The 15,988-nt window shown below is 59.2% G+C and carries 14 protein-coding genes; 2 read left to right on the plus strand and 12 right to left on the minus strand.

Features of this window, described 5'->3' with window-relative positions; translation table 11 throughout:
* Window positions 1-640: 640 nt before the first annotated feature.
* The 8 genes from LT42_RS19900 to LT42_RS19935 form a co-directional block, all read right to left on the minus strand.
* On the minus strand, window positions 641-1,549 hold the full coding sequence (locus LT42_RS19900; protein ID WP_037016759.1) for a peptidoglycan DD-metalloendopeptidase family protein: 909 nt from the start codon (window positions 1,547-1,549) through the stop codon (window positions 641-643).
* Between the two features lie 313 nt (window positions 1,550-1,862).
* The gene (locus tag LT42_RS19905) at window positions 1,863-2,768 is read right to left on the minus strand and encodes a response regulator (protein ID WP_037016761.1); all 906 of its coding nucleotides are present in this window, start codon (window positions 2,766-2,768) and stop codon (window positions 1,863-1,865) included.
* A 169-nt stretch (window positions 2,769-2,937) separates the two neighbouring features.
* On the minus strand, window positions 2,938-3,696 hold the full coding sequence (gene phoU / locus LT42_RS19910) for a phosphate signaling complex protein PhoU (protein WP_037016764.1): 759 nt from the start codon (window positions 3,694-3,696) through the stop codon (window positions 2,938-2,940).
* A 51-nt stretch (window positions 3,697-3,747) separates the two neighbouring features.
* On the minus strand, window positions 3,748-4,581 hold the full coding sequence (gene pstB, locus LT42_RS19915; protein WP_037016767.1) for a phosphate ABC transporter ATP-binding protein PstB: 834 nt from the start codon (window positions 4,579-4,581) through the stop codon (window positions 3,748-3,750).
* A gap of 104 nt (window positions 4,582-4,685) precedes the next feature.
* Window positions 4,686-6,356: a phosphate ABC transporter permease PstA gene (gene pstA, locus LT42_RS19920; RefSeq protein WP_037016769.1), complete on the minus strand. Its 1,671-nt coding sequence runs from the start codon at window positions 6,354-6,356 to the stop codon at window positions 4,686-4,688.
* Window positions 6,357-6,371: 15 nt separating this feature from the next.
* A complete protein-coding gene (locus tag LT42_RS19925) occupies window positions 6,372-8,657 on the minus strand; it encodes an ABC transporter permease subunit (protein WP_037016772.1) in 2,286 nt (761 codons plus the stop codon).
* 184 nt (window positions 8,658-8,841) lie between these two features.
* Complete coding sequence (locus LT42_RS19930) at window positions 8,842-9,822, minus strand: phosphate ABC transporter substrate-binding protein PstS family protein (RefSeq protein WP_037016775.1); 981 nt, start codon at window positions 9,820-9,822, stop codon at window positions 8,842-8,844.
* Between the two features lie 148 nt (window positions 9,823-9,970).
* Window positions 9,971-11,269 carry an MFS transporter gene (locus tag LT42_RS19935; RefSeq protein ID WP_037016778.1) on the minus strand — a complete coding sequence of 433 codons (1,299 nt, stop codon included), beginning with the start codon at window positions 11,267-11,269 and terminating at the stop codon, window positions 9,971-9,973.
* Between the two features lie 518 nt (window positions 11,270-11,787).
* Here LT42_RS19935 and LT42_RS19940 point away from each other — a divergent pair.
* Both LT42_RS19940 and LT42_RS19945 read left to right on the plus strand, forming a co-directional pair.
* Entirely contained in the window at window positions 11,788-12,189 is a 402-nt protein-coding gene (locus LT42_RS19940) for an acyl-CoA thioesterase (RefSeq protein WP_037016781.1), read from the plus strand.
* Window positions 12,190-12,299: 110 nt separating this feature from the next.
* On the plus strand, window positions 12,300-13,211 hold the full coding sequence (locus LT42_RS19945; protein ID WP_037016784.1) for a D-hexose-6-phosphate mutarotase: 912 nt from the start codon (window positions 12,300-12,302) through the stop codon (window positions 13,209-13,211).
* A 130-nt stretch (window positions 13,212-13,341) separates the two neighbouring features.
* Here LT42_RS19945 and LT42_RS19950 read toward each other — a convergent pair whose 3' ends face one another.
* The 4 genes from LT42_RS19950 to purE form a co-directional block, all read right to left on the minus strand.
* Complete coding sequence (locus tag LT42_RS19950; RefSeq protein WP_037016787.1) at window positions 13,342-13,878, minus strand: DUF3299 domain-containing protein; 537 nt, start codon at window positions 13,876-13,878, stop codon at window positions 13,342-13,344.
* A 79-nt stretch (window positions 13,879-13,957) separates the two neighbouring features.
* A complete protein-coding gene (locus LT42_RS19955) occupies window positions 13,958-14,203 on the minus strand; it encodes a GlsB/YeaQ/YmgE family stress response membrane protein (RefSeq protein WP_037016790.1) in 246 nt (81 codons plus the stop codon).
* 163 nt (window positions 14,204-14,366) lie between these two features.
* Window positions 14,367-15,449, minus strand: a complete 1,083-nt coding sequence (locus tag LT42_RS19960) for a 5-(carboxyamino)imidazole ribonucleotide synthase (RefSeq protein ID WP_037016793.1) — start codon at window positions 15,447-15,449, stop codon at window positions 14,367-14,369.
* A 7-nt stretch (window positions 15,450-15,456) separates the two neighbouring features.
* Entirely contained in the window at window positions 15,457-15,948 is a 492-nt protein-coding gene (gene purE / locus LT42_RS19965; RefSeq protein ID WP_037016796.1) for a 5-(carboxyamino)imidazole ribonucleotide mutase, read from the minus strand.
* Between the last annotated feature and the right edge of the window lie 40 nt (window positions 15,949-15,988).

Consider the following 15,988-nt stretch of genomic DNA (forward strand, 5'->3'; position numbering starts at 1 on the left):
GACTTCACGATTCGCGGGGGTGCGATGCGTCAAGCTGGTACAGATTCCGTAGGAGCCGGATTGCTGGCGAACCCGATCAGGCATTCACCCTTGCAGCGTCTGACCACATGCATTCGCCAGCAAGCCGGCTCCTACGAGTGGATTGCCACGCAATCACCTTACGGCAGTGCCGGCTGTCGTAACCACCAATCCAACGGTACCGGTTAGCTTGCGGGCGAACCCGGCGACGACCGCTGTCGTAAACGCCAAACCAGCGGCACCGGCTAGTTTGCGGGCGAACCCGATTCTGTAGGAGCCGGCTTGCTGGCGAACCCGATCAGGCATTCACCCTTGCAGCGTCTGAACACATGCATTCGCCAGCAAGCCGGCTCCTACGAGTGGATTGCCACGCAATCACCTTATGACTACGACTGCTGCCGTAAACGCCGAACCAACGGTATCGGCTAGTTTACGGGCGAACCGACGACGACCGCTGTTGTAACCGCTAAACCAGCAGAACCGGCTAGTTTGCGGGCGAACCCGAATCTGTAGGAGCCGGCTTGCTGGCGAACGCGGTAGGTCAGCCAAGACTCATTGCGCAGGTAGATCGCATTCGCAGGCAAGCGCGCTCCTACACAGGTCGCGCTTCTCCGGCAGCGGTTTAATTCCCGCCGATGGCGAAATTCGGCAAGCTCTGGACCGGTTGCGAGAACTCGTACGGAATCGACTCCAGCGCCAGCCCCACATTGCGTTGCACCACGAAGTGCAGGTGGGGGCCGGTGCTGTTGCCGGTGTTGCCAGAGCGCCCGAGTGGCGTACCAACGACCACACGCTGACCTTCCTTGACGCTCACCGAACCCTGCTGCAGGTGCAGATAAACGCCCATGGTGCCGTCGTCATGCAGGATGCGCACAAAATTGCCTGACGGGTTAGCACCTCGGCCGGACTGGGCGTTTTCGGTCTTGATCACCGTACCGCCACGCGCGGCGATGATCTGCGTGCCCTCAGGCATAGCGATGTCTATAGCGTATCGGCTTTTGGCGCCAACATGGCTGTAGGAGCCATTGGCGCCCTGACTGATGCGAAACGGGCCGCCTACCCAAGGCAGCGGATAGCGATACGCGAAGCCGCTTGCGGAAACGCCGCGCTGAGGGTCGCCCACGATTGATCGCAAGCTGGGCTTATAAGCCATGGCCTTACTGGCGACTTGCGGGCTGAGAGCGATAAGACGTTCGTTGCTGCGCGCTGCAATGGTGCGGCGAATGACTTGGTCCGAAACGCCAACCACGTTCTTTACACCGGCCAGACGCAGCTCGACTTCCACCGGCGCGTAAAGATCGTTTCGTACGTACAAGCTGTCGCTGCCGTTGGCTTTTTTGACGCTGAGGCGCACTTGGCTGTCGATGCGCTCGACCATGCGTTCGCGCAGCTTCATGACCTCGGCACCGCGCACGGGCTGATCGGTGAAAGAGACCACTCCATTGGCGTCGGTAAACCGATAGATAGTCACTGCCCCGGCGGTCTGCGTGGCCAGCAGTAAGGCACAGACAACCAGCACGCGCTCTAACATCTGGACAGGCCTGGTAAGTGAAAGGATGGCGCCCAGCCTAACAGCGATGACGACGCAAGAGGACTCATCCGAATCAATCGGTAATAGACGAAGCGTCAAGGAAATCGCGTCAGCACGGGGCGCGATGTGAGGTGCAATTTCTATGCTGAGTGCGAGTGCGGTTCGTCAGGCAGTTCTGACGGACGTAAAGATGGCGCTATTGCTCGGTAGCGCAGCAAAGACGCTACCGTTGCAAGTGCGCTGCGCGCGAAGACGGACGAGGAACGTTTGGACGGCTGTTCCGAAGTCTTCGCGAGCAAAGCCATTGCTTGCCTCAAGCGCCAGGGACGAAGTGCTTCTGCGCGGTGCCACGGGCGATCAGTCGCGAGAGGTAATCCAGCTTCTGCGTGTCCTGGTCGACGAAGCGGAAGGTCAACTGCAGCCACTCGCTGTCTGGCTTCTGTTCAAACGCAGCGATAGCGTGCAGATACCCGTTGAGGCGCGCTACTTCTGCGTTGTCGCCCTGCTCCAGGTCGAGCACGGCGCTGTCCAGAATCTGCGGCAATACCTCGCCACGACGGACCAGCAGCGAAGCTTCCTTGAGCGTCAGCGCTTTAATTACGCAGGGCTGATTGCCAGTGGGAAGGCGCAATTGCCCTTGGCCACGACCCGTTGGCGCAGCAGAAGGGGCAGCTTTGGCCACAGGCTGAATCAGAGGCTTGGCGGCCTGTGGTGCTGCCGATAGACCCGGGGCCTGGCTGACCACTTCGGGGCGGTTGCCCGTCAAGGCACTGAGCGAGTCGTTGGCGAACGCCGCGTTTACCCGTGCGGGTCCGCTGGACATCAGGGCGTCCAGTTTGCCGACCTTGTGCAACGCTTTTTTGACCTTGGTCAGCAATTGCTCGTTGGTGAAAGGCTTGCCGATGAAGTCCGACACGCCGGCCTGGATCGCCTGAATCACGTTCTCCTTATCGCCACGGCTGGTGACCATGATGAACGGCATGGTCTTCAGGCTTTCCTGCTGACGGCACCAGGTCAGCAACTCGAGCCCGGACATCTCGGGCATTTCCCAGTCACACAACACCAGATCGAACACTTCACGGCTCAGCAGGACTTGCGCCTTGCGTCCGTTGACTGCGTCTTCCAGGGCAATTCCCGGGAAGGCGTTGCGCAATCCTTTCTTGACCAGATCGCGGATGAACGGCGCGTCATCCACCACCAATACACTGACTTTACTCATCGACGCTCCTGATGGCGTGTTCACCGTAAGTGGCGAGCATTCGCTGGCGGGTAGCCAGCTGCCAAACTGTTTGACGACACCGGGACTTTTATTCGCGGGTGACTTAAAAAAGACGGACCGGAAAAACAAAAACGCCCGGCGGTTGCCAGGCGTTTTATCTCAGGCAATCTTATTTATCGTCAGGGGCGTCCAGAACATTAATCCTTTCGGCGGTCAGGCCTTTGACTTCTTCCTGCATGCGCTTGAGCCCCAAGTGACGAACGTCGGTGCCACGCACCAGATAGATCACCAGCTCGGAGATGTTGCGCGCGTGGTCGCCAATACGTTCCAGAGAGCGCAGCACCCAAATCACGTTCAGCACGCGAGAGATCGAACGCGGGTCTTCCATCATGTAGGTGACCAGCTCGCGGAGCGCGGTTTTGTACTCACGATCAATGTTCTTGTCGTATTGGGCAACCGACAATGCCAGATCGGCATCGAAACGGGCGAACGAGTCCAGCGCATCGCGCACCATCTTGCTGACTTGGTCGCTGATGTGGCGCACCTCGACATAACCACGCGGGGACTCGCCCTCTTCGCAGAGCTGGATCGCACGACGAGCGATCTTGGTGGACTCATCGCCGATGCGTTCAAGGTCGATGACCGATTTGGAGATGCTGATGATCAATCGCAGATCGGACGCTGCCGGCTGTCGACGGGCCAGAATGCGAAGGCATTCTTCATCGATGTTGCGCTCCATCTGGTTGATGCGGTCGTCCACTTCTCGCACCCGCTGGGCCAGGCCGGAATCGGCTTCAATCAACGCAGTGACCGCGTCGTTGACCTGCTTCTCGACCAGACCACCCATTTCCAGCAGGTGGCTGCGAACTTCTTCCAGTTCAGCGTTGAACTGCTGGGAGATGTGATGTGTATGGCTGTCTTTGATCATGAGTGTCCGTCCGATTGATTGCGCGGTGGTTCAGGGCTGACGAAACACGTGCTAGCCGTAACGACCGGTTATGTAGTCTTCAGTCTGTTTCTTGGTCGGATTGGTGAACAACGTATCCGTGTCCCCGTATTCGACCACCTTGCCCATGTACAGAAACGCGGTGTAATCCGACACGCGCGCCGCCTGCTGCATGTTGTGGGTAACGATCACAATGGTGTATTTGGATTTCAGTTCGTAGATCAGTTCTTCGACTTTTAGCGTCGAAATCGGGTCGAGCGCGGAGCATGGCTCATCAAGCAGCAACACCTCAGGTTCGACGGCGATAGTGCGGGCAATCACCAGACGCTGCTGCTGACCGCCGGAAAGTCCGAGCGCCGACTCGTGGAGGCGGTCCTTGACCTCGTCCCACAACGCGGCGCCGCGCAAGGCCCACTCGACGGCTTCGTCAAGCACGCGTTTCTTGTTGACACCCTGAATACGCAGTCCGTAAACCACGTTCTCGTAAATTGTCTTGGGGAACGGGTTGGGCTTCTGAAAGACCATCCCGACCCGACGACGCAACTCGGCGACGTCTTCACCCTTGGTGTAAATGTCGTGGCCGTAGAGCTTGATCTGCCCCTGGACGCGACAGCCATCCACCAGATCATTCATACGGTTGAAGGTACGCAACAACGTGGATTTACCGCACCCGGACGGCCCGATGAATGAAGTGACGCGCTGTTTCGGGATGTTCATGCGGATGTCGAACAGCGCCTGCTTGTCGCCATAGAAGAGATCCAGCCCCGGCACCTCCAGCGCAACGGCTTCACTCGCCAGGTCCAACACCTGTCGCTTTCGACCCAGGGCCGACATGTTGATGCCGTGGGCGTGGGGTTCGTGTTGCATGGTCTCACTCCGATCGTAGCTGCAAGCCTGGAGCCGCAAGCTGCAAGTGTGGTGCTGATACGGTATGCGGCTTTTCAGCTTGCCGCTTGTAGCTTGTCGCTGACTCAGTCTTCAAACGCCTTGTACTTGTCGCGCAGGCGGTTGCGAATCGTCACCGCCGACAGGTTCAGCAGCGCGATCACCAACACCAGCAACAGGGCCGTGGCGTACACCAGTGGGCGCGCGGCCTCGACGTTGGGGCTTTGAAAACCGACGTCGTAAATATGGAAGCCCAGGTGCATGATTTTCTGGTCGAGGTGCAGATACGGGTAATTGCCGTCCAGCGGCAGCGACGGCGCCATCTTGACCACACCCACCAGCATCAGCGGTGCCACTTCACCCGCCGCTCGCGCCACGGCCAGAATCAGGCCGGTCATCATCGCCGGGCTGGCCATCGGCAGAACGATTTTCCAGAGCGTCTCGGCCTTGGTCGCCCCCAGTGCAAGGGAGCCCTCGCGCAGGGTCAGCGGGATGCGCGCCAAGCCCTCTTCCGTGGCCACAATCACCACCGGCACGGCGAGCAGCGCCAGTGTCAGCGACGCCCACAGCAGCCCCGGCGTCCCGAACGTAGGCGCCGGAAGGGCTTCGGGAAAGAACAGCCGGTCGAGAGAGCCGCCCAGCACATAAACGAAGAAGCCCAGACCAAACACGCCGTAAACGATGGCGGGAACGCCTGCAAGGTTATTCACGGCGATTCTGATCAGGCGCGTCATCACGCCCTGACGCGCGTACTCTCGCAAATAGACAGCAGCGAGCACGCCAAAGGGCGTCACGATCACGGCCATGATCAGCGTCATCATCACCGTGCCGAAGATCGCCGGGAAAATCCCTCCCTCCGTATTCGCCTCGCGCGGGTCGTCGCTGAGAAACTCCCAAAGCTTCTGGAAATAGAATCCCAGCTTGGTCATCGTGCCCATGGCGTTGGGTTGATACGCATGCACCACTTTGCCGATACCGATCTCGATCTCTTTGCCATTGCCGTCACGGGCCGTCAGGCTGTCGCGATTGAAATCGGCGTGCAGGGCAGCCAACTGCGATTCAACCGCCTTGTAGCGGGCGTCGAATTCAGCGCGCTCTGAGGCCATATCAGCCTGCGCCGCCGCATCAAGCGTGCCGTCCAGCTCCAGCTTGCGCGCCCGTAAACGCAGACGTTCGATCCCGTGATTGATGGCGCCGATTTCGCCTTTTTCCAAGTGGTCCAGCTGGTCGGAAATGCCTTGCACGCGTTCGATCCGAGCCTGCAGTTGCGGCCATGCCGCCTCCCCTTGCGCGATGACGTTGCCGTCTTCCTTCACATTGACCAGGTAGCCGTAAAAGTTGCCCCACTCGCGGCGCTCCAGCGTCATCAGCTGCGCAGGCTTGCGCTGATCCTTGAGCCATTCGCCGATGACCCAACTGAAATCGCCGGGGCTGATGTCGCGGTTCCCGATTTTGAACAGATCACGGGTCATGAACTCCGGGCCCTGGTCCGGCACAGGCAACCCGGCCCCCTTGAGGCGCGCCCGGGGCACTTGCTCGGACTGCACCAGTTCACCCACCAATACATGGCTTTCTTGCCCAGGCACGTCGTACTGAGCGGCAATGACATCGGAAGGCCAGAAGTGGCCAAGCCCGCGAACGGCAATCACTGCCAGCAAGCCGATGGTCATGATGACTGCGATCGACACTGCGCCCGCACTTAGCCATACGCCGGGGCCACCGCTGTTGAACCAACGCTTTAGGGCAGTCTGCTTCATCGGTTTCAACCTGCCCTAGAGAGATGAATACTTCTTGCGCAGGCGCTGACGAATCAGCTCTGCCAAGGTATTCATGACGAATGTGAACATGAGCAGCACCAGGGCGGCGAGAAACAACACGCGATAATGACTGCCGCCGACCTCCGACTCCGGCATTTCCACTGCCACGTTGGCGGCCAGGGTGCGCATGCCTTCGAACAGGTTCATGTCCATGATCGGCGTGTTGCCGGTGGCCATAAGCACGATCATGGTTTCGCCGACGGCGCGGCCCATACCAATCATCAGTGCGGAAAAAATCCCCGGACTGGCCGTGAGGATGACCACGCGAATCAGCGTCTGCCACGCCGTCGCACCCAAGGCCAGGGAGCCGAGTGTCAGACCGCGGGGCACGCTGAACACGGCGTCCTCGGCGATGGAGTAGATGTTGGGAATCACCGCGAACCCCATCGCCAGGCCCACGACCAATGCGTTGCGCTGATCGTAGGTAATACCCAGATCGTTGGTGATCCAAGAGCGCATGTCGCCGCCAAACCACCAGCTCTCCAGATGGGGGCTCATGCTCAATGAGACCCAGCCGATCAGCAGAATGACCGGAATCAGAATGGCGCTTTCCCATCCTTCGGGTACGCGCAGGCGGATCGATTCGGGCAAGCGCGTCCAGCCAAACCCCGCCAGCAATATGCCAACGGGGGTAAAGATCAACAGGCTGAAGATGCCGGGAAGGTGCCCTTCCAGATAAGGCGCCAGAAACAGCCCGGCGAAGAAACCCAGAATTACTGTCGGCATCGCTTCCATCAGCTCGATGATCGGCTTGACCTTGCGGCGCATGCGCGGCGCCATGAAGTACGCGGTGTAGATCGCTGCGGCGACGGCGATGGGTGCGGCCAGCAGCATGGCGTAGAACGCAGCTTTGAGGGTGCCGTAAGTGAGCGGCGCAAGGCTTAGCTTGGGCTCGAAATCACTGTTGGACGCGGTGGATTGCCAGACGTATTTGGGCTCGTCGTAGTTCTCGTACCAGACCTTGTCCCACAGCGCACTCCAGGAAATCTCCGGGTGCGGGTTATCAAGCTTCAAGGGCAGCAGCTTGCCGTTGTCCTCCACGATGATGTGATCAGCCCGCGGCGACAAACCCATTACGGCCGGGCCGCTGGCAATCGGGTCGATCAACAGCGTGCGGTGGGCGGTGCTGTGGAACACGCCCAGCTTGCCGGAGGTGTCCATGGCGATGAAGCCTTTACGGCGTTGCTCGCTGGTGATTTGGGAAATCGGCGCACCGCTCATTTTGAAGTCACGAATGTGCTGCAGGCGCATCTCGCCATCGACGTCCCGCGCCATAAACCACTGCGCGATATTGCCTCTCGAGCTGCCGATCACCAAAGAGACGCCACCCACCAGCTGCGTGCTGGCGGTGGTTTCGGCGTTGGCGTCTTCCAGCAGCTTGTAGCGGCCGTTCAACGTGCGATCGCGCAGATCGAACACATCCACCAGCGCGCGCCCGTTGATCACGTAAAGCCACTGCTGGCGCGGATCGACATAGATGGCTTTGACCTCCGCCGACAGCTGCGGCAGGTCGATGCGGCTTTGCTCGCGGCTGGTTTCGCCCGTCATCAGATTTTCGGACTGGCTCAGGGACAACACGTGCAGCTGGGTACCGGTTGCACCGGCGAGAATCAGAGTCGTGTCGTTGGCATTCAGATTGACGTGCTCGAGCGCCCGCCCTGCTTCGTCCAACACCAGCGGCGTTTCGCCGTAGGGATAGGTAATCGTGGGAGTGATGGTTTTTTTGCTGTCGGGATAGCTGATCGGGTAAGCGTGCTTGAACACCAGCACTTGGCCGTTGGACAGGCCAACCGCTATCAAGGGCTTGCCGGGCTGATCCTGCGCCACCGACGTCACCTTCGCCCCGGCAGGTATGGGCAAGACCACGCGGGAAATCTCGACGCCGTCCTTGAGGCTGAAAAACAGTGCCTCACCCTTGTCGGATACGCGCATGGCGACCTGATTCTGCTCTTCGATAGCCAGCACCATGGGCTTGCCGGCATCCTGTAGCCAGGCAGGTGTCTGCGAATCGGTGCGCGTCAGCTTCGCACCCTGGAACAGTGGGGCGACTACATAGGCCAAGTAGAAGAAGATCAACGTGATGGCAGCCAACACAGCAAGACCGCCCACTAACACGTACCAACGTGTCAGGCGGTCTTTGAGCGCACGGATCCTGCGCTTGCGCTGCAACTCGGGCGTATTGAAATCTATGCGCCCGGGGCGGGGGTTTTCGGTCATTGATGAATTGGCCAAATCATTCATGCGCACACCGTAGTCGCTGTGTATGACAAATACATTACAGCGAGGTGACGCAAAAAAGCCCGCCGCTCCTGAATCGGGGCAACGGACTGTTCAGTGTTCTGCGAGCCTCGTTCCATAAGGCCTTTTTGTGTCTTGCGGGACGAACCTGTCACCCCGCGTCAGGGTTGTCTGGGCAGCGTGCTCGCTACCGTTCTTGTAGCCCCAGATCAGCCAAGGCTTTGCTGACGACCTTGGCTGGTAACGGAATGTACCCGTCTTTCATGACAACTTCCTGACCTTGTTTTGACAGGATCAATCTGACGAACTCCGCCTCGAGCGGATTCAACGGCTTGTTCGGCGCCTTGTTGACGTACACGTACAGGAAGCGCGCCAGCGGGTAGGTACCATTCAGCGCGTTGGCTTCGTTGTCTTCGACAAAAGCACCGCCCTCTTTCCTCGCCAAAGGCACGGAGCGCACGCTGGACGTTTTATAACCAATACCCGAGTAGCCTATGCCGTTAAGCGAACTGCTGATGGAGCTGACCACTGAAGCCGAGCCGGGCTGCTCGTTAACGTTGGGCTTGAAGTCGCCTTTGCACAACGCCTCTTCCTTGAAGTAGCCATACGTGCCGGAAACCGAGTTACGTCCGAACAGTTGAATGGCCTTGCCGGCCAGATCTCCCGTTACCCCCAGGTCGCCCCAGGTCTTTGCGTCACTGCGGGCGCCGCACAAACGGGTCGCCGAGAACATTGCGTCAACCTGCTGCAGCGTGAGGCCCTTGATCGGGTTGTCCTTGTGAACGAACACTGCCAGCGCATCGACGGCCACGGGAATCGCTGTCGGTTTGTAGCCGTGCTTCTGCTCGAATGCCGACAATTCACCGTCTTTCATCCTGCGGCTCATCGGGCCCATCGTCGCCGTGCCTTCCGTCAATGCAGGCGGTGCTGTTGATGAACCGGCCGCCTGAATCTGGATGTTAACGCTCGGGTATTCCCGCTTGTAGGCTTCGGCCCACATCGTCATCAGGTTGGCGAGCGTGTCGGAACCCACGCTGGACAGGTTTCCCGAAACACCACTGGTTTTGACGTAGGGCTTGATCGCCGGGTCAACGGCGGCAGATACCGTGCCCCCTGCGAGCCCCGCCGCGACAAACGTCAGTGCCGTCATCCACCATTTGAAAGTCATTCCGCGCTCCTGACGAGATAAAGGGGGCCGCCATCGATGATGGCCATGTGACCACTGTATGACCGGAATATGACAAACAAATGAAAGGCCAGCAGTCATTACAACTGGCGGCCTTTGGTTGAAGCAGGAGAGTCTGTTCTGTGGCCGATCAGGACGCGACCGGTTTTCTTCTCATCAGGAACACACCGATCGCCATGCCCATGGCGCAGAGAATGGCCACATACCAGGACGGTCCCATCGGGTTGGCAGCAAACATCATGCTGACGACCATTGGCGTTAACCCGCCAAAGATGGCGTACGCCAGGTTGTACGAAAACGACAGCCCGGAGAAGCGAACCACTGGCGGGAAGGCCTTGACCATCACGAAGGGCACCGCGCCGATGGTACCGACGAACAAACCGGTAATCGCGTACAGCGGATAAAGCAGATCCGGGTGCGTACCGATCATGTGATAGAAGGTCCAGGAACTGACCAACAGACCGAGCGAGCCGAACAGAAACACCAGCCCCGCGCCGACTCGATCCGCCAGCGCGCCCGCCCCGATACATCCCAGGCTCAGCAAAACAATAGCGAGGCTGTTGGCTTTCAGGGTCTCGGCGGGCGCGAAACCGTAGGCCTTCTGCAACAAGGTCGGGGTCATCAGAATGACGACCACCACGCCGGCGGAAAGCAGCCAGGTCAGCAGCATCGACAGCACTACGGCACCGCGATGATCACGCAGCACCGCCTTGAGCGGAACTTCCTCAGCCAGTTGCTTGCGCAACTGCAGCTCGGCGAAAACAGGGGTTTCGTGCAGCCAGCGACGCAGGTAAACCGACATCAGACCAAACACGCCGCCCAGCAGGAAGGGAATACGCCATGCGTAGTCCGAAACTTCAATCGGCGTGTAGACGCTGTTGATCCACGTGGCGACCAGCGAGCCGAGCAGAATGCCGGCAGTCAAACCGGACGTGAGGGTACCGCAGGCGTAACCGACGTTACGGGCGGGAACGTGTTCGGAAACGAATACCCACGCACCAGGCACTTCGCCACCGATTGCAGCGCCTTGAATGACGCGCATCAGCAACAACAACAACGGCGCCCAGATCCCGATCTGGGCGTAGGTTGGCAACAGGCCCATGATCAGCGTCGGCACGGCCATCAGGAAGATGCTCAGGGTGAACATTTTTTTGCGACCCAGCAGATCGCCAAAATGCGCCATGACGATGCCGCCCAGCGGACGAGCCAGATAACCGGCGGCAAAAATGCCAAACGTTTGCATCAAACGCAGCCATTCGGGCATGTCTACGGGGAAAAACAACTTGCCCACCACCGCCGCAAAAAACACGAAGATGATGAAATCGTAGAATTCCAGTGCTCCGCCCAAGGCGGAGAGGGAAAGAGTCTTGTAATCGTTTCGGGTCAGCGGGCGCGAAGGCTGCGTGGCGCTTGAAGGCACGGAGGACATAAAAATGGCTTCTCTTTGAGGCTCTCTTTGGGTGGAAATCAACGGTGACACCGCCGTGGGTAACGGCTTCACACGCGATTTCTCGACTCGAAAGTTAATCGGGCATCAAAATTGCGTGCCAAAAATGGCGTAGTGCGCCAGGTCGGTCCGGCACGATAGCAAATTGCGTGCAAATGCACATGGATTGCAATGAGGCGAAGGCATTCTGCACACCCGGCGGTCGTCGCGTGACGATGCGACCGATATACTTGCCGACCGCGACTCAACCGGTCTCTTCAGGGAAATTGTGCGAAACCATTTAGCAAAGTTGTTTTCGCAGAGTTTCCCTTTAAACGAATGAAGACTACCTAGAGTCAGCAGACGCTGTGAAAACGTCACGAGCGAAGGCAAGACAAGGCAAAAGCAGGCGGAAAGCGGAGTCTAGAGGCTCCTAAATGAGCATTTTCCGCCTGCTTTTAACGCAGTATTGTCGAGCCCAGTAGTTTTCACAGGGTCTGCAGGGTCAGAGGAACCCAGTAATGATTGAGCTCGAACAAGAAGATCCAATCCCGCAAGGCGATCTTGCCTTGCAAATTACCGCTCTACCCCGTGAAACCAACGGTTTTGGCGATATTTTCGGCGGCTGGCTGGTTTCCCAGATGGACCTCGCTGGCACTGCCATGGCGAGCAAAGTGGCCGGTGGGCGCGTGGCCACTGTTGCCATCGACCGGATGGCATTCCTGGTGCCCGTCGCGGTGGGGGCGCAATTGTCGTTCTATACCCAAACCCTGGAAATCGGCCGCAGTTCGATTCAGATGATGGTCGAGGTGTGGAGCGACGATCCACTGTCCAGCGAATGGCGCAAAGTGACTGAGGCGGTGTTCGTCTTCGTGGCCATTGACGGCAGTGGCCGGACCCGTTCAGTACCCGCCCGGCGCTGATCATCAAACCAGGGCAGGCGCGCCAGTGCGCTTGCCCTTGGCTTTGCGCAATAAACTCATCAAGCTTGGCGCAGTCCGATTAAGTCACTGTCCTTCGAGTGAGAACCCCCATGCCTACGCCAAACGTTGAATCCATCCAGCTCGGTGAACTGAATTGCTGGCGCATCCGCCATGGTGCGGCCGAACTGGTCGTTGCCCAGCAAGGCGCGCACATCATCAGTTATCAGGTCGACGGCGATGAGCCTCTGATCTGGTCAAACCCTGGCGCGCTGTTCAAAACCGGCAAGCCCATTCGTGGCGGTATGCCGATCTGCTGGCCCTGGTTTGGCAATTTCCAGCGCAATCCGCAAAGTGTCCAGGCCATGCGCCAGAGTGATGAGGCTGCGAAAGCCCACGGTGAAGTGCGGGCCATTGACTGGGAGCTGATGGGGATGGGTGAGGACGGCGATGCACTGATCGTCGAATTCAGTCAGCCGCAAGCCGAGGGCCACCTGCCCGGCTGGCCGCACACTGTAGGGCTGAAGCTGCAGATCCGGCTTGATGCTGCGCTGAATGTCAGTCTGGTCAGCTTCAATGCTGGCACTGAAGACGTCACGTTGAGCCAGGCGCTGCACAGCTATTTTGCTGTCAGCGATGTTGCGCAGGTCAGCGTCGAAGGTCTCGACGGGGTTCAATACCTGAACACACTTGAGAGTTGGGAGACGCAGAACGTCCAGGTGGGAGACATCACTTTCACCGGCGAGACCGACCGTATTTATCAGGGCACGCCGGACCTGATTTCAGTTGTCGATCCGCAATGGAAACGCCGGATTCAGATTCAAACGACCGGGTCGCACTCGGCGATTATCTGGAACCCCTGGGTCGACAAAACCAAGACCTTCGACGATATGCAGCCTGATGGCTGGCGCAGCATGGTCTGCGTTGAGACGGCCAATGTCATGACTGATGTGGTGACCCTCAAGCCGGGGGATATGCACGCGCTGAGCGTGAGCATCTGGGCCGAGCCGCTGACAGAAGCCTGAGCCATTCGCCCGGAATTGTAGGAGCGCGCTTGCCCGCGATTGCCTTGAGTTAGACACCATTGAGGTGTCAGACAAACCGCATCGCGGGCAAGCGCGCTCCTAGAGGGAATGCGCCAACAGCTAATTGCGCCTACAAATCCGCTTCAACCACCACACGCACTTTGGACGCATCCAGAGCGTAGGCGGCGTCCGCCAGATCATTACTCACCTTCTCCACCTTCAACGTCCCGATCACCCACAACGGCGCATAGATGTCGGTGATTTTCAGGCCTTTCGGATAGCGCACCAGGACCAATTGGTTAGGCGGCGGCGGTGGCACGTGAATGCAGGCACCCGGATAGGGCACAAGGAAGAACAACGTGCTGTGGCCTTTGGCATCGGTCTCCAGGGGAACCGGATACCCTCCCAGCCGAATCGTCTTGTCGTTCATCGACGCAACGGTTTTGGTGGAGTACATGACGGCGGGCAAGCCCTTGCTCTGTTTCAAGCCGCCCTTGCTGTCGAACGTCCCCTGACCTTCCGGAGAGTTGTGATCGATTTCGGGCATGGCTTCGAGGGCTTTCTGATCCGACTTCGGCATCAGTTCGAGCCAGTCGGTTTCAGGCAATTCAGCGGCGCGTACCAGTCCGCAGACCAGCAGCAGTGAAACGAAGAGGAGATGACGCATTGGAGATGCTCGGCGGGAGGAAATAAGTGCCGGGCATTCTAGCCCTCCGCGCAGCAATAGCGCAGAGGGCCAGGCGTGCTTAACGCTTTTTAATCATGCCGTAGATCACCAGCAGGATGATCGCGCCGACGAGCGCACCGAGGAAACCTGCACCCTCGCCCGCGCGGTAGATACCCAGCGCCTGACCACCGTAGGTAGCGGCCAGCGAGCCACAGATGCCGAGCAGGATGGTCATGATCCAGCCCATGCTGTCGTCGCCAGGCTTCAGAAAGCGCGCCAGCAGACCTACGATCAGCCCGATGAAGATGGTTCCGATGATTCCCATGCCATGTCCCTCTGTTTGAATGAATATGCCAAAAGCCTAGCTGGCAATTGGCAACACGCTATGAGAGGGGTGCCCGCGAAGAATGGTTCAACGGATGTGCGAAGAGTGGGGCCGGATACAGCTTTGCGGCGCCAGGCACCCACCCGTCAGAGCAACACGCTGATCAGTTTTTGATCAGCGCCTCGACCTTCTTCACCTGGCGATCCAGCGTTGCGCGATCGTTGCTGCGCACCGTGGCATGGCCAACCTTGCGCCCGGCCTTGAAGGCTTTGCCATAATGATGCAGATGGCAGTCTTCTACGGAGATGACCCCGGCAACTGCAGGCACTTCGCCGATGAAGTTGATCATCGCGCTTTCGCCTACTTTTGCGGTCGAGCCCAGAGGCAATCCGGCAACGGCCCGAAGATGGTTCTCGAACTGGCTGCACTCGGCGCCTTCGGTGGTCCAGTGGCCGGAGTTGTGCACGCGCGGCGCAATCTCGTTGGCTTTCAGCCCGCCGTCGACTTCGAAGAATTCAAACGCCAGAACGCCTACGTAATCCAGCTGCTTGAGCACGCGCCCGGCGTAATCTTCCGCCAGCGCCTGAAGCGGATGGTCAGTGCTGGCGATGGACAGGCGCAGGATGCCGCTGTCGTGGGTGTTGTGAACCAGCGGATAGAAGCGTGTCTCGCCATCGCGAGCGCGCACGGCGATCAGCGACACTTCACCGGTAAACGGTACAAACCCCTCCAGCAGGCACGGCACGCTGCCCAGCTCGGCGAAGGTGTTGACCACGTCTTCGGGCGTGCGCAGCACTTTCTGCCCTTTGCCGTCATAGCCCAGCGTGCGGGTCTTCAGCACGGCAGGCAGACCAATGGTGGCGACTGCGGCGTCGAGGTCTGCCTGGGACTGGATATCAGCGAACGCTGGCGTTGGAATGCCAAGGTCCTTGAACATGCTTTTTTCGAACCAGCGATCGCGGGCGATGCGCAGCGCCTCGGCACTTGGATAGACCGGGACGAACTGCGACAAAAAAGCGACAGTTTCAGCGGGCACGCTTTCGAATTCGAAGGTGACCAGATCGACCTCATCGGCGAGTTGGCGCAGGTGATCCTGGTCGCCGTAATCTGCGCGCAAATGCTCGCCAAGCGCGGCGGCGCAAGCGTCAGGGGCAGGATCCAGGAAGGCGAAGTTCATTCCAAGCGGTGTGCCCGCCAGTGCCAACATGCGACCCAACTGGCCGCCACCGATTACGCCGATCTTCATGAAAACCTCAGGCCTCGCGTGGGTCTGGATTGTCCAGAACGCTGTCTGTCTGCTCAGCGCGGAATTTCTTCAGCACTGCGTGGAAGTGTGGGTGCTTGGCGCCCAGGATACTGGCTGACAAGAGCGCGGCGTTGATTGCGCCTGCTTTGCCGATGGCCAGAGTCGCGACCGGAACGCCGGCCGGCATCTGCACGATGGAGAGCAATGAATCAACGCCCGACAGCATGGAAGACTGAACCGGGACACCCAGAACGGGCAGATGAGTCTTGGCAGCGCACATGCCTGGCAGGTGTGCAGCACCGCCGGCGCCAGCGATGATCACTTCGATGCCACGGCCTTCGGCTTCTTCGGCGTACTTGAACAGCAGATCGGGCGTGCGGTGCGCCGAGACCACTTTGACTTCGTACGGAATGCCGAGCTTTTCAAGCATGTCGGCGGTGTGGCTAAGGGTGGACCAATCGGACTTGGAGCCCATGATCACGCCAACCAGTGCGCTCATCGTCGTGCCTCTCATCGGGCGCCCGCAGGCGCGGCTAAAA

The sequence above is a fragment of the Pseudomonas lutea genome, from assembly GCF_000759445.1.
Lineage (GTDB): Bacteria > Pseudomonadota > Gammaproteobacteria > Pseudomonadales > Pseudomonadaceae > Aquipseudomonas > Aquipseudomonas lutea.